We start from the raw sequence: 24,133 nt of genomic DNA on the forward strand, positions 1-24,133 counted from the left end.
ATATTGTAAAGGATGGTTTGGGTATTATTTTGGGTATCTCATTGAGTCACGGATATTTGCTCAGAGGTCAATTTTAATTAACTAAGTTGACTCATTAAGAACTCCGTTGCTTTGGAACAGTCCAATGGTTTAGAAATCAGATAACCCTGTCCATAATTACACCCCAACTCGGTTAGTTTTTCTAACTGAATCTTTGTTTCAATGCCTTCTGCTATCACATCCATTCCCAAGCTATGGGCTAACATAATAATCGTATGAATAATTTCTGATCCCTTAGCTTCCGACTGGATTTGGCTAACAAAAGAACGATCAATTTTTAAGGTACACAGGGGAAAATTATGTAGCCGACTCAAAGAGGAATAGCCTGTGCCAAAATCATCAATACATAACTCAATTCCGATAGCCAGGAGTTGGTGGATTGAATCCTTATTAAAGGTTAGGGTTTCTAAAAAACAAGTTTCAGTAATTTCTAGTTTTAAGCTCCAATTCTTTAGAATATAATTGTCCATAATTTGCTGAATTTTTTCTACTAAATTGATTTGTTTTAAATCAATAGGAGATAGATTAATATTAATGCTCAATGGGGGTAAATTTGGAAATTGCTGGTTCCAACAATTCATTTGGTAACAGGCTTGTTTTAATACCCATAAATCTATCGCTTGAATTAATCCTGTTTCCTCCGCAATTGGAATGAAATCATCAGGACTAGTCATGTTTTTCAAGGGATTATTCCAACGAATTAATACCTCAAATCCTGTTATTTTCCCTGTTGCTAAGGCAATAATGGGTTGATAGTTTAAAATAAATTCCCGACGAATTAAGGCTTGTCTTAACTGATTTTCCTGTTCTAAACGTTGCAGGGCTGGAATTTGCATAGCCTGGGTTAATACTTGATAACAACCTTTGCCTAAATGTTTGGCATTATACATGGCAATATCCGCATCTCTAATTACGGCTTCCGCTTGAAAATATCCCATGGAACTGAGGGTAATTCCAATACTAACCCCGGTAAAAATCTGGTTATTGTTAATATAAAAAGGACGTTTAAGCTGTTCAATAATGCGTTGCGCTACATCGGTCACTTCATCTTCATTGTGAATATTTTCTAGTAAAATAATAAACTCATCTCCCCCAAGTCTAGCAACGGTATCCTGAGATTTGGTTTCTGCTCTTAAGCGATGGGCTACACTCTTTAATAATTCATCTCCGACCAAATGACCCAAACTATCATTAACCACTTTAAAACGATCTAAATCCAAAAACAAAACCGCATATAAATAATAGCTTTCTTTTTGATTGATTTCAATTAAATGCTGAATTTTTTTTAATACCAAAGCCCGATTAGGCAGCCCAGTCAAACTATCGTGAAAAGCATCAAATTTTAGTTTTTCTTCCTGTTTTAATAATTCTATTTGTGTTTTTTGTAAATCTTCTAAAGCCAAAGAAAGTTCGGCCGTTCGTTGATAGACTCGTTCTTCTAATTTTTTATTATAGTTTTCAATATGTGCCTTAGCTTCTTTGAGTTCAGCCGTGCGTTCTTCCACTCGAATTTCTAACTCCTCAAAAACGCGCTTTAATCGCATAGCCATTTGATTAAATGACCTCGCCAAAATTCCCAGTTCATCTTCTCGATTTAATTCAATATTCTGGTCTAATTCTCCTTGGGCGATCGCTTGACTAGCTTGACTTAATTGAATCAAAGGAGCCGTAATTCTATGGGCTGTTATTATTCCTAAACTAGTTGCTATTATCAGAGATAAAATACACAGAAATAACGTAAATATTGTATTATGAATAATCAAATCCATAAAATCCCGTTCGGGAACTACAATACAAATTAGCCAATCAATACCCCTGGGATCTGAGAAGGGAAAAACCTTGACAATATATCGTTCCTGCTCCCATTTAAAATCTAAAGCAATAGACTCTTGAATAGATTCAAAATTTGTGACCTTATTTTGTATATTTTTAGCCGTGGCCTTAATTAAAATATCATCACTGTTAATCGCTTTTACTCTTTGAAGTTCATGCTCTTTAATGATAAAAGGATTAGTGGCTGAAGAACTAGCAATTAAAAGACCAGAACGATCTATAATAAAGCTCTGTCCAGATTTACCAATCTTCACATTCCTCAGAAAATTACTAATATCTGACAGGTATAAGGCTGTATCTAGTACGCCTAATAAACGTCCTTTTGCATCATAAAGGGGTAAAACAGCATCGATGGCTAAGGTTTGGCGAGAAAACCAAAGATAAATTGGAGTCCAGACACCTGTTTTAGCTTCGTTTGCCGCTTGATACCAGGGACGACGACGGGGATCATAATTAGGCAATCTTTCCAGGAGTTTAACCCGTTCTCCCGTTGGGGTTAAGCGGTAAATATGAAACCAATCTTGAGTAGAATTCTGAACAATTTCCAGATTAAATTGTTGATTATTGATTCTTTGAATACCAATATATTCTCCCTGTTCACTTCCCCAAGCCACATAATCAATGGAAGGTAAAGCCTTGAGTTGACCCAGAAAAAACCTTTGTAAACCCGTGAAATCTGTTAAAGAAATAAATTCTTGAGTCAGCGCGTTTTTATTCGTCTCATTCATAAGATGAGCCTGATCCAGATAGGTTCTTAGGGATAACTCTATCCTGCTACTAATTTCTTGATGTAACTGAGTGGCTAAGTCATTGACCGCCTTTTGCCCATTTCTATAAGAAAAAAATCCCGTTATTCCCACGGCGATCGCAATTTGTAGCACAAAAGGAATAACGAGAAGTTGACGGAGTGATAATTTCACCGGTGTCGATCTCCTTGTGGGGAATAGGGAATAGGCAATAGGCAATAGGCAATAGCCAGCCGATCAAGTATCTGTAGTAAACATTACAAGGATGGAATAAGCTGTTGTGCATTTAAACTCTATATTCTAGGGAGCGAGGACGCTCCCACACTCCGTCTCACCCGTCGCGGATTGCTATAGATATACAACAGCTTAACTGATACGAAAATTAAAATTTTCGACTTTCAAACCCAACTCGGGGACAATTGATTTCTAATTCCCAAAAGTCAACCAATCCCATCTTAATGGTTTGGAATGGCACAGGTCGCAGGAAAGGAATCGGATCATAATCGGGGTTATCCGGTTCATCGGGGGGAGTAGTTCTAGGAGGGGCAGAATTAGTCGGGGGACGACGGGACTCTTGGGGTTCATCGGCAGCAGGATTAGAAGTAGCCACGCGACGAGATCCCAAGGGAACTACTTTATTTTGGGTGGAGGTAGCGGGATCGGAGATTTGGGTGGGTCTGGAAAGATCCATTTGTACCGGATAAATCCGTTGGGCGGTCAGTTCTGCCCGCTTTTCCTTAAATCCTTCCTGCCGGTCAATGGTATTCATTGCCAGACGACCTTCGATAATAATTTGATCTCCTTGATGATATTTTTCGTGAACTTCTTGAGCAAAATTTCCCCAGGCAATTACTTTTAAAGTAGCGGGCGGATCAATATCCCTAAGTCCGGGAAACTGAACCAACATTTCAGTCAGGGCAATTTGATTATCGGGGGTATAACGAAGTTGCGGATCTTGAATAATCTCCGCCATTAGAATAATACTGTTCATTTTTTGATCAATAAATTCAAGTACAAGGTTAAACTCTCTCCTAGAGTAGAGTTTTTTCAATCATGACATTTTTATTGGAAAATTTAAACGGTTTTTGATTAATTTTTTACCTTAAATATCTTCGCGGTGATCCATCCCTTGAGATTGATTCACAAAATCATGAACTAAATTGCGATATTCTCGCAAGGTCGTATCAACCCAATCGCGATCAATGCTATTGGCAAAAATATGAACCTGGGGTTCTCCCGCATCGGGTAAAATCAGAACCCAGTTATCGTCTTGGTAGTTAATTAATTTGACTCCATCAATTAATTCTAAGTTTTCGGGGGAATGGGTTTCGACTAAATGCCGCATCAATGCTCCTTTAACCGTCCAAGGACAACGCACGGTATAGCGACGATGGACAACGTGGGGTAAATCGGCTCGTACCTGGGTTAGCGATCGTTCCTGGCTGGTTAACAGTTCAATAATTTTAGCAATAGAAAACATGGCATCAAACCCGGGATGCAGTTGGGGGAAGATAAATCCCATATCGCCACTGCCACCTAAAACTACGTTAGGATTGCGGTGACAAGCTTCCATTAAGGCCGTTGGATTTGCCTTGGTGCGGATGACTTTAGCATCGAAACGACGGGCAATTTGTTCGACGGCGGAGGAAGTATGTACCGGAACCACAACGGTACTGCGGGGATGGGAAGTTAAGACCATATTCACCATCAGGGAGGTCAAAAATTCCCCACGGATGGGACTTCCAGTTTCATCCACTAACATAAATTGTTCCCCATTGGCATAAACCTGGGCTCCAAAATTAGCGCGTAGTGCTTCGACGACTCGCCCTAATTGATCGAGTAAATTTTCCCGTTCAGGAACTGATAAAGCGGTATGATTTAAACTGGCATTTAAAACCACCGCATCACAACCAAATTTAGCTAAAAGTTGGGGTAAAATTGCTCCAGAAACCGCATAAACATAGTCAATCACAACTTTAGCGTTGCTGTAGCGTAAAATTTCACTATTGATATGTTTACTAAAACTGGCACTATAAATATCTAATAAATCAACCGTATAACTCACGTTACCAATTTCTGGAATTTGCGCCCGTCTTAAATCTTCCTTAAAATAAGCTCCTTCAATCTTTTTCTCTTTGGTTTTGGTAATACTAATCCCTTTATTATCCAGAAATTCAATTAATAGATAGTCTGCCCGTTCTGGGGAGAGGCGGACGTGAATTCCTCCGGCTACATTTAAAGTAGGAATAGCCGTACGAGTGATGGGAATGGCGGTGGCATCTAAGTTAATAATATTCACCCCAACGGACATTAAACCTGCCACTAAAGAACGAGTTACCATCCGAGAAATCGGCCGTTGATCCCGGGAAACTGCTACCAAAGAACCGGGTTTTAAAGTTGACCCAAAAGCTGCCCCCAATTTAACCGCAAATTCCGGGGTAATATCAATATTGGCTAATCCTTGTACTCCCCGTTGACCGAATAAATTGCGTTGGGCTGTATTCCCCCAAATTAAATTAATATTCAGAGTCGCCCCGGACTCAATTTTTTTACTCGGCCAGACCCGTACCCCGGGGCTAATTTGGGCTTCTTCCCCCACCGTGGATAAAGAACCGACCACCGCCCCTTCTAGGACATGGGCGCGACGACCCACCCGCGCACCGCGAGCAATGACACAGGCCCGCAAATGGGCATCATCCCCAATAATCGCCCCATTCCAAATAATCGGTCGTTTGATATTGGCATCGGCTCCGATGGTGATATTATCGCCAATCACGCTTCCGGCTTCAATTTGCGCCCTCGCCCCGATGCGACAATTGCGACCAATCAAAACCGGGGTTTCGATAATAGCTGTTTCATCAATAAAGGTATTTTCTCCAATCCACAGACCCGGAGAACGTTCGGGATAGGCAATTTTGAGTTTCACCTTCCCCATTAAGGCATCATAATGGGCTTCTCGATAGATGTCTAAATGACCAATATCACACCAATAATTATTAGCAATAAACCCATACATGGGTATCCCTTTTTCCAAAAGTAAGGGGAATAAATCTTGGGAAAAATCACATTCTTGATCAAAGGGAAGATACTCTAAAACTTCTGGTTCTAAAATATAGGTTCCGGTATTCACCGTATCGGAGAAAACTTCACTGGCGGCGGGTTTTTCTAAAAAGCGATTAATCCGATGATTTTCGTCGGTAATCACCACACCAAATTCTATGGGGTTGGGCATTCGGGTTAGAATCAAGGTGGCTTTGGATTGTTTCCGATGATGAAATTCGATCGCGGCGGTCAAATCAAAATCCGTAACACTATCTCCACTAATTACTAAAAAGGTTTGATCTAAAAGTTCGGCAATATTTTTAACACAACCTGCGGTTCCCAGGGGTTGATCTTCTTCCACCGCATAGGTGATTTGTACCCCTAAATGACTGCCATCATGAAAGTATTCTCGCATCACATCGGGAAGATAATGCAATGTGGCAATCACTTCTGTAATATTATGTTGTTTGAGGAGATTGATAATATGTTCAGCAATCGGACGATTGAGTATCGGTACCATTGGTTTAGGCAGATCGCAGGTTAACGGTCGTAGTCGTGTTCCTGATCCACCTGCCATTAGCACTGCTCGCATATATCCTCCTGATTGATTTAGGCTGATTTGGTGATCAGGTGTTTTCCAGATTTGATCACAGCTAGGTTTTTAAATAAATTTGTTATAATTAAAAACCTTCTCAATAATAGGATAGCAAATTTCCGATTGAATCGCTTCCCTCTTAACCCATTTTATCCCCAATGACCATTCTCTAAGATTAACTGCTAGAATAAACCCATGTTCACTATGTCTATCATCCTTTAGGTATAAAATCTTTCAGACATGAATCCCCTAATTACCCTAGTATTGGTCGTTATTTATGCGGGTGGAATCTGGAAATTTTGGACGGGGTTTGAAAATACCAACTTCAACCGCAGTTTCCAAAACCGTCTGATCTTCTCCCTGTTATGGCCAGTTTTGTTTGTATTTAATTCTTCCTATCGGAAAAACTTTAAAAAAGCATTGAAGGGCTCAAAATAGAGTGCTATAGCAATTCGCGCCGAGGTCGTAATCTTTGATTGTGGCGGTTTGGTCTCCAAACCTAGAGGTTTTCTTCACACATCTTACAATGAATGGCTAAATCTTCTAATTCATCGGGTTTTTTCAATTTGTCTGTGAGTTCCGACCCTTTGGAAAGGGCGATCGCTTCGATTGCCAATCGTTTTAATCGAGAATATCAAGGGGGATCTTTTGATTTGCCCCCAGAGGTTGAAACGATGGAAATTTTTCGCGATCGCATGGCGGGAACTTTATCAGAAAAAATCACTTCCCCCTTTTGGGAAATTGCCAAACCGCAAAAAAATCAGCACTGTTTAGATATCGGTTGTGGGGTGAGTTTTCTAATTTACCCCTGGCGAGATTGGGGAGCTTTATTTTATGGTCAAGAAATTAGTACGGTGGCTAAGGATGCCCTGAATATTCGAGGGCCACAGTTAAATTCTAAACTGTTTAAAGGGGTAAATTTAGCCCCCGGTCATCAATTGCAATATGAGGCGAATCAGTTTGATTTAGCGATCGCCACGGGATGGAGTTGTTACTATCCGATCAGTTATTGGAAATTGGTTTTAAAAGAAGTCAAGCGGGTAGTTAAACCCGGGGGAGATTTTGTTTTTGATGTTCTGATTCCCGATGCTGAATTAGCCGAAGATTGGGCAATTTTAGAAACCTATTTAGGCACGGAAGTTTTCTTGGAAACCTTAGATAATTGGGAAAAAATCATCAAAGAAACGGGAGCTAAAATTTTAAAACGCCAGCCCGGAACGTTGTTTCAACTCTATAAAATCCGCTTTTAAACGGAATCATGATCATTGACCTATTATTAATTGGTGCTTTAGGATTTCTTGGGAGTTTTGGTCACTGTTTAGGAATGTGCGGCCCCTTAACCGTTGCTTTTTCTGTTTCCGATGAATCCCTCTCTCCTGGCAAAATTCCCTGGCAATTTCATCTCTTATTAAATTTCGGCCGGATTCTTAGTTATGCCTTAGTTGGGGCAATGATTGGCGGGTTGGGTTCAGTTTTAATTGCCGGGGGACAAGTGGCAGGAATTGGCAGTATTTTTCGCCAAGGAATGGCAATTTTTACTGGAATTCTATTAATTATTTTAGGATTAGCTCAAATTAATCCAACTGTCTTTCATCGGTTCCCAATTATCCATCCTTTATCCCCGAAAAATTTACATAATCACCTGAGTAAATGGATGGTGAATGTATCTTTACAAAATCATGTTTTTACCCCGATTTTATTAGGGTTAATTTGGGGTTTAATTCCCTGTGGTTTTCTTTACACAGCCCAAATTAAAGCCGCAGAGACAGGAAATTTGGGGTTAGGAATGCTAACTATGTTAGCCTTTGGGATAGGAACTTTTCCAACGATGTTGGGCGTAGGATTATTAACCGGAAAATTCACCACCGACCGTCGAAATCAACTCTTTAGACTGGGGGGATGGATTACCTTATTAATTGGAATTTTAACCCTATTAAGAACCGGAAATCATGTTGATTATACGGGATATGGTTCTTTAATTAGTTTAATGTTAGCCTTAATTGCTCGTCCTATTAGTCGCCTATGGTCACAACCTTTAAAATATAGACGTTTTTTAGGGGTAGGAGCTTTTGTATTAGCAATTGTTCATACGGTGCAAATGTTAGATCATACGTTTCAATGGAATTTAACTGCTTTTGAATTTATGATTCCCCAACATCAAGGAGGAATTATAGCTGGCGGGTTAGCATTATTATTGATGATTCCTGCGGCGATCACCAGTTTTGATCATATTCAAAATTATTTAGGAATATTCTGGCGGAGAATTCATTTATTAGCGGTTCCAGCTTTGGTTTTAGCTGTGATTCATGCTCTGTTAATTGGTTCTAATTATTTCGGTAGATTTGATCTAACATTTCTTGATCAATTAAGAGGTTTTATTTTTATTGTTTTAACTTTAATGGTATTATTAATTAGGTATCTTCCGGTTTGGTCAATATTGGGATTAGAGAAATTTTATGTTGCACCCCTTAAACAAAAATAAGTCTTTAAAATTTTTATTAATTATTGGAACATTCCTCTGTGTTCAACCCCTGCAAAAATTCTCCTATTCTAACCTGGCTATTGCCCATGAAGTGGAAGTGTCTGGAGATGTGGCGGTAACATTCCACCTAGAACCAAATCATAATCCCCGGGCGGGAGAAAAAGCCATAATTTGGTTTGCATTAACCCGTCGTGGAGGCAAAATTATTCCCCTGTCTGAATGTAATTGTCAATTGGCAATTTATCGCGAACCTCGCTCCCCAAATACTCAACCATTAATGCGGCCCCAATTAAAAGCTATTGCTGCGGAAAAATATCAGGGTATTCCTGGAACAGAAGTTATATTTCCCCAAGCAGGAATTTATCAATTAGAACTGAAAGGAACTTCCAAAGATAACAATAGTTTTAAACCGTTTAAAACTAATTATTCCGTCACAGTCCGATAAATTTTCACAGGATTTTCTTACCAGGTGTAGGGGTGGGTTCGAGTTAACCTTTCCTACTGACAAACAATCCGATATACAGTGCTATGGAATTTTGTCAACAGTTAAAAGGCAGATAAAAACGATACTAACCCGTCTCATCTTAAATTCCAAAAGACTTTAGCCCACAGCAAACCCCCGAAACCCGAAATTCCAGACCAGAAAAAGTTAGGAGATCGTTGCTGCGGTGATCCCCCTTTCAGATAAAATGGTATACGCGACATCCAATAGAGCAAACATCACCCCAGCAATGGGTGAAAGGAGACACATAGATCTCCACCGGATGGCAACACCCTTCCCCCAGTGAAAGGAGATTGCAGGCGGTTAAAACCGCTATGAATCTTGGTTGATGAGCAATGTCGAATCATTTTCTCTCAGGTCTAAAGACACTGAGTTTTCCAATTCCTATGAGGTTTTTATGAGTGACAACATCGCAGAAAGAGTAAAAAAAATTATTTCAGAACAATTGGACGTTGATGAACAGAAAGTTATTCCATCGGCTAACTTCTTTGAAGACTTAAGCGCCGATTCTCTGGATATAGTAGAACTGGTTATGGCATTAGAAGAAGAATTTGATACCGAAATTCCTGATGAAGATGCTGAAAATATTAAGACCGTTCAAGACGCTATAGACTATATCACAGCAAATCAGCAGTAGACTACTTCGACAACCAAGCCAAAGCATTGGCTTAATCTGCAACTGGGGTAAAATCAACAGAAAAAGCGGAGGATTAGCCGTTGGTCAGTCCCACAGAAACTTTCCTGTATCCGACTGTCTGAACTAGGCAATCCTAACCCATCTTAATTAAACTGCCATTATAACGTTGGTTGTGGTTCTCACCGACGTTCTGCATTTTGGGTGATCAATTTTTGAATCGAATATCATGACTACGATGAATTTGAAGCGCGTTGTTGTAACAGGTTTAGGGGCAATTACTCCGCTGGGAAATACCAAGGCTGAATATTGGGACGGGTTAATTAACGGACGCAATGGAATTGGCCCAATCACCCGATTTGATGCGTCAAAGCACGATTGTCGCATTGCTGGTGAGGTAAAGGGATTTGACCCCTGTGATTACATCTCGCGCAAAGAAGCCAAGCGTATGGATCGCTTTGCTCAGTTTGCGGTGGCGGCTAGTCAGCAAGCCGTTTCTGATGCCGGATTCGTGATTAATGACTTAAATGCAGAACAGGTGGGTGTCATTATTGGCACGGGTATTGGCGGACTGAAGGTGCTTGAAGATCAGCAAGAGATCTATTTAAATCGTGGCCCCGATCGCTGTAGTCCATTCATGATCCCGATGATGATTGCCAATATGGCAGCCGGACTCACGGCTATTCATACGGGGGCAAAGGGGCCTAACTCCTGTTCGGTAACGGCCTGCGCGGCTGGCTCCAATTCCGTGGGCGATGCCTTTCGTTTAATTCAACGGGGCTATGCTCAAGCGATGATTTGTGGCGGCACCGAAGCGGCGGTTACTCCGTTATCGGTGGCGGGATTTGCCGCGGCCCGGGCACTGTCTACTCGCAATCATGAACCCCTGAAGGCCTGTCGTCCGTTTGATCGCGATCGGGATGGGTTTGTGATGGGAGAGGGAGCCGGAATTTTACTATTAGAAGAATTAGAGGGTGCTTTAAGTCGGGGCGCTCGGATTTATGCGGAATTGGTGGGTTATGGGATGACCTGTGATGCCTACCACATGACCTCCCCGGTTCCTGGGGGAGAAGGCGCAAGTCGGGCAATTTCCTTAGCGATCAAGGATGCCGGAATTACCCCGGATCAAATTAGTTATATTAATGCCCATGGAACCAGTACCTCGGCTAACGACACGACGGAAACCGCAGCAATTAAACGGATATTAGGCGAGAGTGCTTACAAAGTGACGGTTAGTTCGACTAAATCAATGACCGGTCACTTATTAGGGGGATCGGGAGGCATTGAAGCGGTGGCAACGGCGATGGCGATTGCCGAAGATCGGGTGCCTCCGACGATTAATTTGGATAATCCCGATCCTGATTGTGATTTAGATTATGTTCCCCACCAGAGTCGCGCCCAAGTGGTTGATGTGGCTTTATCCAATTCCTTTGGATTTGGGGGTCATAATGTGACCCTAGTCTTTAGAAAGTTTCAACCTAATGGTTGAGCGGAAAATCTCAGGATACCACCCTCTGAATTGATTCGGGGGGTGGGTTTGAGGCGGAAGCGGTATGCTCTCCAATCTGGTTTTGGGGGATAAGCTGTTGTTTATAGCAAGAGGCAATAGGGAATAGGCAATTTCGCTATAGGTAAATACTTACTGTGAGCAGCTTATAGAAGGAGATGCAGAATAATCGATTTTGAAAAAGTCTGGGCGGGTTTATAAACATCAATTGTGAGTTATAAGGCTCTGAGTGAACCCACCCCTACAAATCATTTTATATTAATCCTAATTTATTTAAAGCTAGGGTAGCAGCTTGCTTTTGTGCATCTCTTATCCTTGTAGCTGTTCCCTGACCATAACTAATACCATTGACTTTAACTGCTACAGTAAAGACTCTATTATGAGCATTTCCAGATTCTTGAATAACAATATATTCAGGATTTTGTTTATGATTAGTTATCGCCCAATGTTGAAAAGTATTTTTAGCATCATTCAATACCTGAGAACAGTTAGGCTCTATTTTTATGGTTTCTAATTGTTCTAACATCGGTTTTAACCATTCCCAAACTGCATCAATACCAGAATCTTTATAATAAGCTCCAATGACCGCCTCTAAGGTATTACTTAATAAAGTTGGATTTGTCCGACCTCCGCTTAATTCTTCTCCTCTCCCTAATTTTATCCATTTTCCTAAATTAAATTTCTGAGCTAATATTGCTAACGCTTCATTACTAACAATTTTTTCTCGTTTCTGGGTCAATTGTCCTTCCTGTTCACCGAAATATTTTTCATAGACATAATCTCCCGCTAAAAATTGTAATACAGAATCCCCTAAAAATTCCAGTTGTTCGTTATCTCCTTGTGTTTTAGTCGGGTTTTCAAACATATAACTGCGATGGGTTAATGCTCGTAATAATAATCTTGCATCTTGAAAGGGAATAATATCTAAAAGTTCTTTCAATTGCTCTCGAATTTGTTCATCGGCTTGAGACATTTGAGCTTGAGAAAAATTAGATTGTTTTTGAGTCAGAAGTTTAAAAACAATTTGTTTATGAGCATCAACAGTTTTTTCCTGTTCAGCACCAATTTTTACAAGTAACCGATGAATACTATCTAAAGCGCGAAAAGCGTCCTCTGGTGAAAAGCCATTAATATGCGCCCATCTATTTCGGACTTCAATCAATTCACTGATTAAATATCTTTCTGAAGATAAATATTTCTTGAAAACTTTATCCCAGCGTTGATTGATTATAGTTAATAAAGCAGAAACATCTTGGAAAATTTCTTCATCACTTCGATTAAAATTGTTCTTGTTTGATAGGCAAAGATTGACCTGAGAAAACCAACTATTGCCATAAACTTCTCTCATTTTTTGTTCAACGTAAGGAGATAGTGCTTGACTTAATAATGTCAAAGACTGACCAATTCTTTCATTATTGCTGAGTTGCATATTAAGTTCATCCTTTTACTAAAATAGCTCAAAACAAAAAGCCACACCTATCAATACTGGTAAACATCTTGATACCATAGGTTGAGTAACTTAGACCTTAACTACAACTCGACAATATTCGATTTCTGAAAAACTGATATTTTTTTGCTATCCCCAAATTTAATACAATGGGGAATGAGCGATCGCTATAATGATCATAATGGAAAGTCAACCCAGGGAGATTCAACGTTATTTGACTTCAGAAGCAGGTGGCGATTAACTCCAATTATTAAAAAAAGTCATTACTAAATCTGATTTTATATTAGCATCCCGGCGCGGATTGCTCTATACTAAAAGTATGTTTATAATTAGTTGATTTACTCTTACCTATGTCCTTAAAAAGACGTCAATTTCTATTTTTAGCGAGCTTGAGTGCTGCTGGTTTTATCGGATTGGGAACTACTCGAAAAATCCTGAGCTTTCCTGAGATGCTTGAACAACAAATTTCTCCTGGGAACGGTGCGATGCCGCAAGGTGGCGACTACACTATCGCATCCATTCCGAAAGATAAACTCCTATTTCGTTTTGTCACTATTGGAGATGCGGGAACGGGAGAAACAGGACAATATGAAGTGGCAAAGGCAATGGTTCGCTATCATCAAAATCATCCTTTTCAAGTGGTTACTTTACTCGGAGATAATATTTATACTAATGGTGAAATTGAAAAAATTAAGGATGTATTTGAAAAACCCTATCAATCTTTACTGGAACAAAATGTTAAATTTTATGCCTGTTTAGGAAACCATGATATTAGAACAGAAAATGGTAATCGACAGGTGACTTATCCTTTATTTAATATGCAGGGTCGTTACTATACATTTAAATATTATCCTGTACAATTTTTCGTTTTAGATGCGAATGATAATGCCGATTGGGACAAACAAATACCTTGGTTAGAAGACCAACTTCAACGGAGTCAAACTCCTTGGAAAATTGTTTATAGTCACTTTCCGATGTATTCTTCTGGGTTATATGGTGTGAACCCAGCATTGATCAATCGCTTAACTCCTTTATTTAAAAAATATGGGGTTCAACTCTATATGAATGGTCATGAACATAATTATGAACGTACCCAACCTATTCATGGTACAACTTATTTAGTTAATGGTAATGGAGGGGCAAGTATACGTCCTGTAGGAAGTTCAGAGTGGACAGCAACTGCCACCTCAACCCTTGGATTTACTGCAATTGAGGTTTATGCAGATCGGATGGTAATTCAAGCAATTGATACGAATGATCAAGTATTTGATCAAGGAATCATTCGTTTATAAAGCAATAGTAAAAAATAATCAGTCATCAGTTTATTACCCATTCGTAATTCATAATTCGTAATTACCCATCACCTATTTATCAATAACCAGCAAGGCTAAGATTTTATCAAACTGAAAGTTATCAACTAAAGAGGTTAGAGCTTGGGTTAAAGCTACATTTTCAGGGGGGATTTGTTGGAGTAAAACCATAATTCCATTATCACTACATTGAGAGGCATATTCATGGAGTTGTTCTACCCATTTTGGTGGCATTTTTGCTAGGTGTAACTTGATATCTTCGGTTGGTAAAGTTTCTGATTTTTCCAGGTTCTCAAGTTCTCTATTTTTCCCCTTTTGATAAATATATTCTACCTGGAGATGTTGCTTAACTTTTTCTAAGAGGTCTTCCCTCTGGAACGGTTTGCGAATAAAATCATCACAGCCTGCTGCCAAAAGCATCGCCCTATCTTCTTCAAAAGCACTAGCGGTAAGTGCAATAATCAGAGTTTTGTGAGTGAGTAAATCGGCTTTAATCATTTGGGTGGCTTTTAATCCATTCATGACGGGCATCCGCATATCCATAAAAATTAAATCGGGTTTCCAAATCTGGAAAAGTTCGACCGCTTGTAGACCATTTTCTGCTTCCTTGACCTGAAAACCTACGCCATTGAGAATTTCTGATAGGAGCAAGCGACTTTCTAAAACATCATCAACAGCCAAAATTTTACAGCTAGGTTGTTGGGGTGCTAAACGAAGGATAGGGGGGTGAAAAACTGAAGAATGAAGGATTGGAGATTCCACCCGTTGCACTAAAATTTCAAAGGTGAAAATTGTTCCCTGATTAACGACACTTTGTACCGTAATATCTCCCCCCATTAATTGAATAAATTTACGGCTAATGGCTAGACCCAATCCGGTTCCTTCATGATATTTGCGCCCGGTTTCTGTTTGGGCAAAAGCTTGAAATAAATGACTAATTTCTTCTGAAGAAATCCCTAAACCAGTATCTTCTATCTCAAAAATAATTACTGATTGATCAGCCTGATTTTCGGGTTTTAATTTAGCCCGCAGGGTCACAGAACCCATTTGAGTAAATTTGAGGGCATTGCCTAAAATATTGATTAAAACTTGACGTAGTTTTCCTTCGTCGGTCTGGACAAACTGAGGAATATTAGGGGGGATTTCAAAAACAAGGTTTAATCCTTTTTTTAAGGCTTGAATTTGGAGAATATTTTGTAAGTTATTCAGGAAGGAAATCAGATTAAAGTCGGTTTTATTTAAGGTGACTCTACCCGCTTCAATTTTAGACATTTCTAAAATATCATTAATTAATTCTAAAAGATGACTTCCCGCCCGGTTAATAATTTCTACATAACGTTGATAGTCTGGTTTGAGAGATAAATCATGATTCATTAATTGGGCAAAACCTAAAATTGCATTCAGGGGTGTTCTTAATTCATGGCTCATATTTGCCAGAAATTCACTTTTAGCTCGGTTGGCAATATCGGCGGCATTCACGGCTTTTTTTAGGGCTGCTTCTGCTTTTTTACGCTCGATAATTTCAGCTTTAGCCTGTTCAAATAGAGTGGATTGTTGCACCGCGATCGCTAACTGAATGCTAATGTGTCGAATTGATTCAATTTCTGAGTGAAGCCATTTTCTGGGCCCTCGGCAATTATGGGCGATCAGAAATCCCCAAAGGCTTGAATCCTTGACAATGGGAACTAACAGTTTAGCTTGAACTTTTAACTGACGTAGAATATTTTCTAAAGCCGGTGTCATTGTTACTTGATTAATGTCTTCAATTAAAAGGAATTTTTCTTGATAATCATAATATTGAAACTCGCCTATAAAAATTTCTTCAGGAAAAACTTGACCTTTAATACTCGGCCATCCCGGTTCCACTGATTCCGTAATCGCGCTACGATTTCCATTGGGTAAAATCTGGTAAATCAACACCCGATCCACCGATAAAAACTCGCGAACTTCTTCCACCGCCGTTGTCAAGATATCCTCTAGGTTGAGGGAAGATCGGATACGCTCTTGAATTTTATTCTCCGCCTTCAGTAAGGAGTTTTGTTGACTCAGAATTTGAGACAGTCTCGATATTTTTAGCTGATTTTTAACTCGTATTTCTACTTCTTCTAATTCAAAAGGTTTCGTAATATAGTCATTTCCTCCCACAGAAAAAGCCTGAACTTTATCAGAAAGTTGGTCTTTAGCACTAATAAAAATAATCGGGATATTACGGGTTTGTTCATGGGCTTTTAACTGGGAACAAATCTCATAGCCATCCGGTGGAGGCATCATAATATCCAGTAAAATCAGATCGGGAGGATCTTCTAAAGCAGATCGAATGGCAAAGTTGCCATCCCTGGACAGCCGAACATTATAGCCACAACCACTCAAAAAAGTATCTAATAAACGCAAATTATCGACCGTATCATCTACTACTAAGATATTGGCAGTTTGTTCCTCGTTAAAAATACTCATTGTTGCATTTATTGTTGTGCTTTAGCTGCTTGAATTAAATCCCATAGCGTGGAATGGTCAAAATCATCAACAAACCTCTGTATCGCTTCAGATAAAACGGGATCGTTGGTGCTTATCTCTTTTGAAATGGACTCGATTAAACTAGTGTTGAGGCGAATCACAGCCTGCTCTAAGCGATCAATTAAGTCAGGAGTCAAAGCCACTAAACGGGTTAATATAGACACTGACGAAATTTCGGGGTTAGGATTCCAAGAACTTGAGGTTTCCTCTAATGGGAAGTCACCTCTACTATAACCCATTTCAACCTGAATCTGCCCATAGATAGCTTCAAAAATATCTGCTTCTGTAAAAGGTTTACTGATCAGATCATCGTACCCCATTGCTTGATTTTGGTCGAAGTCTGAATCAAAGTGACTGGCACTAATCGCAATAATTTTAACGGGGTTAAAGGGTTCTAATTCTGCTTTTTCTCGCTCTTTTTCTCGGATTGTCTGCGTTATTTTATCTCCCTTTTTTCTGGGAATTTGTACATCAATTAAAATCAAATCGGGTTGCCAAGTTTCCCACATTTGAATGCCCTCTGTCTCGTTGTTTGCCTCCTTAACGTCTAAATTCAAAGGTTGGAGGAGTTCAATTAGCAAAAGTCGGGTATCTGGATGATTGTCAATAATTAAAATTTTGTGATTTTTGGCATCGGGTTCTAAGGGGATCACTTGATTTTTATTTTCAGAAGTTTCTGCATGAGCATCTGTAACGGCTTGCTCGGGAATATTAAACTTAAAAATTGTTCCTTTTCCTACTTCACTTTCCACGCTAATTTTCCCTCCCATCAGTTGAACAAAATGATTGCTAATTGCTAATCCTAAGCCCGTTCCTCCTTGCACTTGCTGTCCAGCTTTGGTTTGAATAAAAGGTTGAAAAATTTTGTCCACTTCATCGGCAAAAATTCCACATCCTTGATCTTCAACTTCAAAATCAAGATAATTTTGGTCATTTATTTTTTTTAGTTTAGACCGCAAACTTATCCGACCTAATGACGTAAATTTAAAGGCATTACTGAGTAAATTAATTAAGACTTGACGTAACTTTACTTGATCATAAAATACTGTCTGGGGAAGATTAGAACTATACTCCAAAACAAAATCCAATTTTTTTTCCTGTGCCTTCAAATCAAACATCTCTTTTAAGCCATTGAGAAAGTTAGGAAGGTTGAAATTAATGGGATTTAGGGTCGTACATCCCGATTCAATTTTAGCCATATCAAGGACATCGCTAATTAATGCTAACAAATGTTCAGCACCGCGATGAATGATCTGAATTTTTTCCCGGTGTTCTGCGGTTAAATCAGAATTTTTCAGCAGCACTTGAGTGAAACCCAGAATAGTATTCAAAGGTGATCGCAATTCATGACTCATATTTGCCAAAAATGCACTTTTAGAGTCGGCGGTGGCTTCTGCTTTTTGTTTAGCGATCGCTAACTCAGCCGTGCGTTCCTCCACTTTGGTTTCCAAAGTTCGATTAGATTCTGCTAAATTTGCATAGAGTTTAGCATTTTCAATGGCGATCGCAGCCTGAGTAGATAAAAGTTTTAATATTTCTAAACGATCTTGGGTAAATGCACCTGTTGCCCGATCATTTTCCAAATACATAATACTGGTCAGTCGTCCTTGACTAATCAAAGGTAAACAGAGAATTGATTTAGAATCTTTTACTTTAATATAAGGATCATTAATAAATTTTCCTTCGCAACTCGCATTTTTTAAAACAACGGTTTCTCCCGTATTAACGACATAATTAATAATAGAATTAGCGACTAAATAACTCCCATCCACCGGAATCGACTGTAACACCTTAACCCTATCAGAATCGGCTGATCCTTCAGCTTCAATTAGAAATTGATTTCCAGTTTTCACAATTAAATATCCCAGTTGCGCCCCGGCATTTTCGATTAAAACTTTCATTAAAATAATCAGCAATTTATCGATTAAAATTTCACCTGAAATTGCCTGGGATGCCTTGATTACCGCAGCCAAGTCTAAGACTTCATCTGATTGGGTTCCTGTTGTGGATTGAGAATTGAGATGCAGGGTATAATTAACACTTTTAATTGAGGATAAAGAAGAAATTAACTGGGGATATTTAGTTTCTAAATCCTCTACTTTCGTTTTGGCTCCCCAACGTTTATAAAGGTAATGGGATTCTTTCATATAAGTTTGAGCAATTTTTAACCTACCTCGGCTCAAATAAAACTCAGCTGCTAATTCGTAAGCCAATGCTTCTTCTTGAATAAATTTATTTTCCGATGCTTGAAAAATAGCTTGTTCATAATAGTCTTCTGCTTCTAGGATTTGTCCCAAAACCCGAGCTTTTTCTGCCTCAACTAAGTAAAACTTATTTAAGAAATTGTCTGGGGCATGAGTTGCCCATTTTCGCATTTTGTTTTGATTCCTAGTGACTCGATTAATCCAAATTTCTGGGTCATAATTTGTGGTCTGAGTTGATAATTTTAAATGCACCAAAGAATCATAAAAATAGAAAATAGGAACAACGATCATTCCCATGACACCATCTAAATGTTGTTCGGCAAGAATGGCATGATCTTGGGCTTGATCATAATGATTAAACAGATAACATAATATCAGTTTATTTAGATAAAAAAAGTTGATTTGAACTCGATCACTTGCTGCAATTGCCAGGGTAAGGTATTGTTCTTCGTTGTAAATATTACCCGTTAACTGCATCGGATTTTCTGATTTTCCTAATAAGTTCTGTGTAGCTTGCCAAAATATAGCAATCCAATTCACGGCTGCTTCTTGTCGGGTTTGGCTAATTGCTTGACTATAAGTAGCCATTTCTTGTTCAAGATCTCTTAATTCATGACCAACAAAATAGGGACTCACACAAACCCAAAAACCACAATAGCTAGAAAATTCTAATTCTCCATTTTCTAATCCGCTATAATACCCTTCAATAGCAATGGGTCGCATTTTCTGACAATGGTCTTTCCAAGTAATAATATGACCAGCTAAAGCATCATCTACTTTTGCTTTTATTTTTTGGGCGTTTAGTTTTTTAACTAAATTGGAAGCTAAGACCCCAAATTGATAACCCGACTCAATATCTTCGACAACTCCACATAAAAGAGCGCCATAACACGCATAACCCATTGCGGATTCGGTGGTATTGCCATATTGGATGGATAAATTAACCTGTGATGTGGTTACTAACAAGAATAACTCAGGATCGGAAATATAAGTTGAAGCGGTTATACTTGAAAGAATATACATCGCTGCTAAGGCTTGAGAATCCACCATCGGAGGCAGATTAATTAAATCTTTGATTTCATATTCATTCAAGAGTAAAGCAGTCTGTTTTAAGCTATTATTAATATCTGAATGACTGGGTTTTTCCGGTAAGCTGATGCCCAAGATTTTTAGTGCTTCTAAGCCAGTTTTAATGGCGGCTTTTAGGTTGCCTTGAGACACCGAGGCTTGAATTTTAGCATCATAAACTTTTACTGTGTCCAGGGCATTTTTAGCCTGATTTAAAACAACGTTTCCCAAGGTTTCCATTTCATTAAAATGACCCTTGAGATAGGCGACTTCTATGGCCGCTTGATGCAGTGCTAAAGTTAAGGGATATGCCGTCTGCCAACTGCTTTGATGGAGGAAGTTTAGCCCTTGATTAAAATATTCGGCGGCGGCTTGATAGGCGTTGGCAGATTTGGCTTTTTGACCTGCCATAAAATTTAGTTTTGAGATCTCATTTTCAGCTAGTTTTCCTCGTAAAACTGCTGCGATATTCTGCCTATTTACCAAACCAAAATTTAAGTGATCAACAATTTCAAAAACTTCCTCAGACAGTAGTTTTGGCTTAATGTTTTCTAATAATAGACAACCCATTTGTAAATGAATTTCTTGTTTTTTGGTAGGGTCAATTAAAGCATAAGCCGCTTGTTGTACCCGGTCATGCAAAAATTTATAATCTTGGATTAAGAGTTGAGAATCTAATTCTGAAGTTGTGAGTATAAAACCAGATTGTAATGCTACAGTCAACTCTTGATAGACTTTGGTGGGAGATTTTTGACTAATAACAGCAAGAGTATTTAAGTCAAAAAAAGCTCCGACACAAGCAGCAAATTGTAAAATTTCTTGAGTAGATTCTGGAAGTTTTTTAAATTTACTAGTCATCAAATCTATGACATTATCTGTAGTGTTTTTATATTCAATCTTTTCAATATTCCACTGCCAACATCCCCTTAAACTTCTGCCTTGAGTTGGGAAAGATGGCGAGAGGTTAAAAGTTAACAAATTTTCACTGTGGAGCATTTTTAGAAATTCATTAATAAAAAAAGGATTTCCTGCGGTTTTTTTTATGACTAATTCCGCTAAAGGTTTTACGGATAAAATGTCACTGTATAAAGTATCTTTAATCAGTTGACTTACTGCTTCTAAAGTTAAGGGTTTTAACTGAATATAATTAATTTTTAATTCCGCCTGATGCAGTTGATTAATCATCTGCATCAACGGGTGGGTCGGATGGATTTCGTTATCTCGATAAGCCCCAATGATTAATAAGTGTTGAATATTACCATCCGTTAGAATGAGTTCAATTAATTTCAGACTTGCCCCATCTGCCCACTGCAAATCATCCAGAAAAATCACTAAAGGATGATCTTGTGTACAAAGGGCTTGAATAAAATTTTTAAAAACAAAATTAAACCGATTTTGAGATTCTTGTAACCCGATTTCAGCGACCGGAGACTGCTTGCCAATGATTAATTCCACCTCGGGAATTACATCAATAATCACCTGTCCATTAATTCCCAATACAGTTAATAATTTTTCGCGCCATTGATTGAGTTGTTCTGAACTTTCACTTAATAGTTGTTTAACTAATTCTTTAAAGGCATTGACAACTCCAAAATAGGGGATATTGCGCTGAAGTTGATCGAATTTTCCTGAAATAAAATAACCTTTTTTTTCCGTAATGGGTTGATAAATTTCCTGAACTAAAGATGATTTACCAATCCCCGAATAACCCGTAACTAAAATCATCTCAATTTTATGATTTTCTGTTTCTCCTTTCCTGGTTTTTTGCTGTTCTGAAGATGTGACACGGGCAAAGGCAGTTAGGAGTTGATGCACTTCTGTTTCCCGTCCATAAAGTCTTTGAGAAACTTGAAATTTATCGGTAATATCTTGAGTAGCTAAGGGGAAATTCTGGATGATTTTATCTGTTTGTAACTGGTTTAAACAGGATTCTAAATCCGCTTGAATTCCCAAGGTACTTTGATATCGATTCCCCGCTATTTTTTCCATTAATTTCATCACAATTTTTGATAAAACCATCGGAATTGTGGGTTGAATTTCATGGGGCGGAATCGGTTGTTTCGCAATATGACAATGGACTAACTCTAAAGAATCTTGGGTTTCAAAGGGTAAGTGTCCGGTCAAGAGTTCATAAAAAGTTACTCCCAAAGAATAAAAATCCGTGCGATAATCTAAGGAGCAGTTCATTCGTCCGGTTTGTTCTGGGGAGATATAAGCTAAAGTCCCTTCTAGGAGATTGGGATTTTTCAGGATGGGATTTTCACGGGTGAAGGTTGTGGAAATTCCAAAATCAATAATTTTTAGTTTTTCTCCCTGGGGGTTAAATACAATATTGGCAGGATTAATGTCTTTATGAATAATACCTGCACCATGAATTTTTCCTAAAATTTTAGTGATTTTAATGGCATTTTTAATAAACTGATCAATAGGAAAAGTATATCGTTTTTCCAGGGTAGAATTATTCTGAATAAATTGAGTTAATGAGGATGCCCCAAAATCCTCTAAAATGATCATAAATGTTCTTTGATAGGGTTCTAAACTATAGGATTTAATCACCCCATCTATATTCAGATTTTGGGTAATTTGATATTCCTGTCTATAGCGGGTTAGTTCGACGGAAGTGGGATAATCTTCTTTCAGGACTTTAAGAATTATAGGTTGATAATCCTCTAAACGAATTCCCCGATAGACCACTGAATTAGCACTTTGATAAATTTGCTCAATAATTTGATAGTTAGAAATTGGGGTATTCATCTGTTATTCTTGGGCACTTCTATATTCTAGCCAGTATTTCTAGTATGCCGAAGGCTATAGATACTGGTACGGTATGAGGTTTACGATTTAGATGTTTGATTTAGATGTTTAACGGCTTCATAACTTATTATAACTCTAATCGATAGAATACATCAATATTTTAATTTTAAATCAAAATATTGACTAGAATTTCAATTCAAGCTAAAATGAAATATGTTAATAAAATTTTGAGGAATTACTGACCTGTGACTGTGCAAAAAAATCCTCTAGTTAAACCTTTTTTGAAATGGGCAGGAGGGAAACGGCAATTATTACCTGAAATCCTAAAATATCTCCCTAAAAATATCGGTAAGACTACATATTTTGAACCCTTTTTGGGGGGAGGTGCACTTTTATTTGAGTTACAGCCTAAAAAAGCAATTGTTAATGATAGTAACGGCGAATTAATTAATTGTTATCGAGTGATTAAGGATAATGTTGAAGAACTGATTGAGATTTTAAAAGATCACAAGACCAGCAATTCAAAAGAATACTATGATTATCTTCGTGAAAGAGATCGTTTTAAAAAAGACTATCTTAAATTCTCCGAAGCCGAAAAAGCAGCTAGAATTATTTATTTAAATAAAACTTGTTACAATGGATTATTTAGAGTGAACTCTAAAGGATATTTTAATGTTCCCTTTGGTCGTTATAAAAATCCCAATATATTAGACGAGGCTGTATTAAGAGGAGTTAATGATTATTTTAATCAAAATAAAGTAACTTTTTTAAATATTGATTTTGCCGAAGCGGTTAAAGATGCCAAAAAAGGTGATTTTATCTATTTTGATCCTCCCTATGATCCGGTTTCTAATACCGCTTCTTTCACCGGATATGATATTAATGGGTTTAATCAGAATGAACAAAGACGCTTAAAACAAGTTGTTGATGAATTAACAGAAAAAGGATGTCATGTAATGTTGAGTAACTCAGAAACAGAGTTTATTTCAGATTTATATAAAGATTATAAAGATACAACTAAAATTGTTTCTGCAACCCGCAGTATCAATTCTAATGCTGTTAAACGAGGTAAAATTAATGAGGTTTTAGTGTTAAATTATGATCCTAAACCTTTCTCTATCAATCTTTGAGCTTACTATTATTTGCAGGATATGGGCAAAACCGCTAGTACATCTAAATACCACCACCAACGTTGAGGACAAATAAATTGAGCTTTGCGCTTCTCTGTTAAATTAATAAAACGTGATAATTCCTGATAAAAAATGTTAGCATTCTCAACTAATTGACGGTCTGCTTTTGTCAATAAAATTTTTTCTTCCTCAGTGAGTTGAGGTTCAATTTCTGTAAGGCGATCGCGCATTTGTAACATTTCTAAATGCTCCGCACCACTAACATCAGGAAACTCAACACTCACGCAATAGTTTTTTAATAGAGGATTCATATTTCTAACTCCTTA

General features: G+C 38.2%; 14 protein-coding genes. 7 read left to right on the top strand and 7 right to left on the bottom strand.

Annotated features, from left to right (window positions below):
• Positions 1–77: 77 nt before the first annotated feature.
• The 3 genes from AC2D3N_RS03070 to AC2D3N_RS03080 all read right to left on the bottom strand — a co-directional run bounded on the left by AC2D3N_RS03070 (position 78) and on the right by AC2D3N_RS03080 (position 6,252).
• Positions 78–2,792: a bifunctional diguanylate cyclase/phosphodiesterase gene (locus AC2D3N_RS03070; RefSeq protein WP_484692741.1), complete on the bottom strand. Its 2,715-nt coding sequence runs from the start codon at positions 2,790–2,792 to the stop codon at positions 78–80.
• Between the two features lie 208 nt (positions 2,793–3,000).
• Positions 3,001–3,609: a single-stranded DNA-binding protein gene (locus AC2D3N_RS03075; protein ID WP_079677352.1), complete on the bottom strand. Its 609-nt coding sequence runs from the start codon at positions 3,607–3,609 to the stop codon at positions 3,001–3,003.
• 111 nt (positions 3,610–3,720) lie between these two features.
• Positions 3,721–6,252, bottom strand: coding sequence for a mannose-1-phosphate guanyltransferase (locus AC2D3N_RS03080; RefSeq protein ID WP_079677351.1), 2,532 nt, complete (start codon positions 6,250–6,252; stop codon positions 3,721–3,723).
• A 533-nt stretch (positions 6,253–6,785) separates the two neighbouring features.
• On the opposite strand from AC2D3N_RS03080, the gene AC2D3N_RS03085 reads away from it, so the two are divergent.
• From AC2D3N_RS03085 to fabF, 5 genes are all read left to right on the top strand, one after another.
• Entirely contained in the window at positions 6,786–7,505 is a 720-nt protein-coding gene (locus AC2D3N_RS03085; RefSeq protein WP_079677349.1) for a class I SAM-dependent methyltransferase, read from the top strand.
• An 8-nt stretch (positions 7,506–7,513) separates the two neighbouring features.
• A complete protein-coding gene (locus AC2D3N_RS03090) occupies positions 7,514–8,737 on the top strand; it encodes an urease accessory protein UreH domain-containing protein (RefSeq protein WP_484692742.1) in 1,224 nt (407 codons plus the stop codon).
• Positions 8,712–9,182: a hypothetical protein gene (locus AC2D3N_RS03095; protein WP_484692743.1), complete on the top strand. Its 471-nt coding sequence runs from the start codon at positions 8,712–8,714 to the stop codon at positions 9,180–9,182. The genes AC2D3N_RS03090 and AC2D3N_RS03095 overlap by 26 nt, the downstream gene beginning before the upstream one ends.
• A 454-nt stretch (positions 9,183–9,636) precedes the next feature.
• Positions 9,637–9,876 (top strand): acyl carrier protein, encoded by a 240-nt coding sequence (gene acpP / locus AC2D3N_RS03100; RefSeq protein WP_079677407.1) that lies wholly within the window; start codon positions 9,637–9,639, stop codon positions 9,874–9,876.
• Between the two features lie 226 nt (positions 9,877–10,102).
• Positions 10,103–11,362, top strand: coding sequence for a beta-ketoacyl-ACP synthase II (gene fabF, locus AC2D3N_RS03105; RefSeq protein ID WP_484692744.1), 1,260 nt, complete (start codon positions 10,103–10,105; stop codon positions 11,360–11,362).
• A 271-nt stretch (positions 11,363–11,633) separates the two neighbouring features.
• On the opposite strand, the gene rnc is transcribed toward fabF, so the two are convergent.
• Positions 11,634–12,809 (bottom strand): ribonuclease III, encoded by a 1,176-nt coding sequence (gene rnc / locus AC2D3N_RS03110; RefSeq protein ID WP_484692745.1) that lies wholly within the window; start codon positions 12,807–12,809, stop codon positions 11,634–11,636.
• A 368-nt stretch (positions 12,810–13,177) separates the two neighbouring features.
• On the opposite strand from rnc, the gene AC2D3N_RS03115 reads away from it, so the two are divergent.
• Positions 13,178–14,119 carry a metallophosphoesterase family protein gene (locus AC2D3N_RS03115; RefSeq protein WP_079677283.1) on the top strand — a complete coding sequence of 314 codons (942 nt, stop codon included), beginning with the start codon at positions 13,178–13,180 and terminating at the stop codon, positions 14,117–14,119.
• A 72-nt stretch (positions 14,120–14,191) separates the two neighbouring features.
• Here AC2D3N_RS03115 and AC2D3N_RS03120 read toward each other — a convergent pair whose 3' ends face one another.
• Both AC2D3N_RS03120 and AC2D3N_RS03125 read right to left on the bottom strand, forming a co-directional pair.
• On the bottom strand, positions 14,192–16,591 hold the full coding sequence (locus AC2D3N_RS03120) for a response regulator (RefSeq protein WP_079677282.1): 2,400 nt from the start codon (positions 16,589–16,591) through the stop codon (positions 14,192–14,194).
• 8 nt (positions 16,592–16,599) lie between these two features.
• A complete protein-coding gene (locus AC2D3N_RS03125; protein WP_484692746.1) occupies positions 16,600–22,677 on the bottom strand; it encodes an AAA family ATPase in 6,078 nt (2,025 codons plus the stop codon).
• A 251-nt stretch (positions 22,678–22,928) separates the two neighbouring features.
• On the opposite strand from AC2D3N_RS03125, the gene AC2D3N_RS03130 reads away from it, so the two are divergent.
• On the top strand, positions 22,929–23,807 hold the full coding sequence (locus tag AC2D3N_RS03130; protein ID WP_484692747.1) for a DNA adenine methylase: 879 nt from the start codon (positions 22,929–22,931) through the stop codon (positions 23,805–23,807).
• An 8-nt stretch (positions 23,808–23,815) separates the two neighbouring features.
• Here the strand turns inward: AC2D3N_RS03130 and AC2D3N_RS03135 are convergent, their stop codons facing one another.
• On the bottom strand, positions 23,816–24,118 hold the full coding sequence (locus AC2D3N_RS03135; RefSeq protein WP_484692748.1) for a hypothetical protein: 303 nt from the start codon (positions 24,116–24,118) through the stop codon (positions 23,816–23,818).
• Positions 24,119–24,133 lie beyond the last annotated feature (15 nt).

This window comes from Planktothrix sp. PLAVEN19ND (assembly GCF_057220675.1).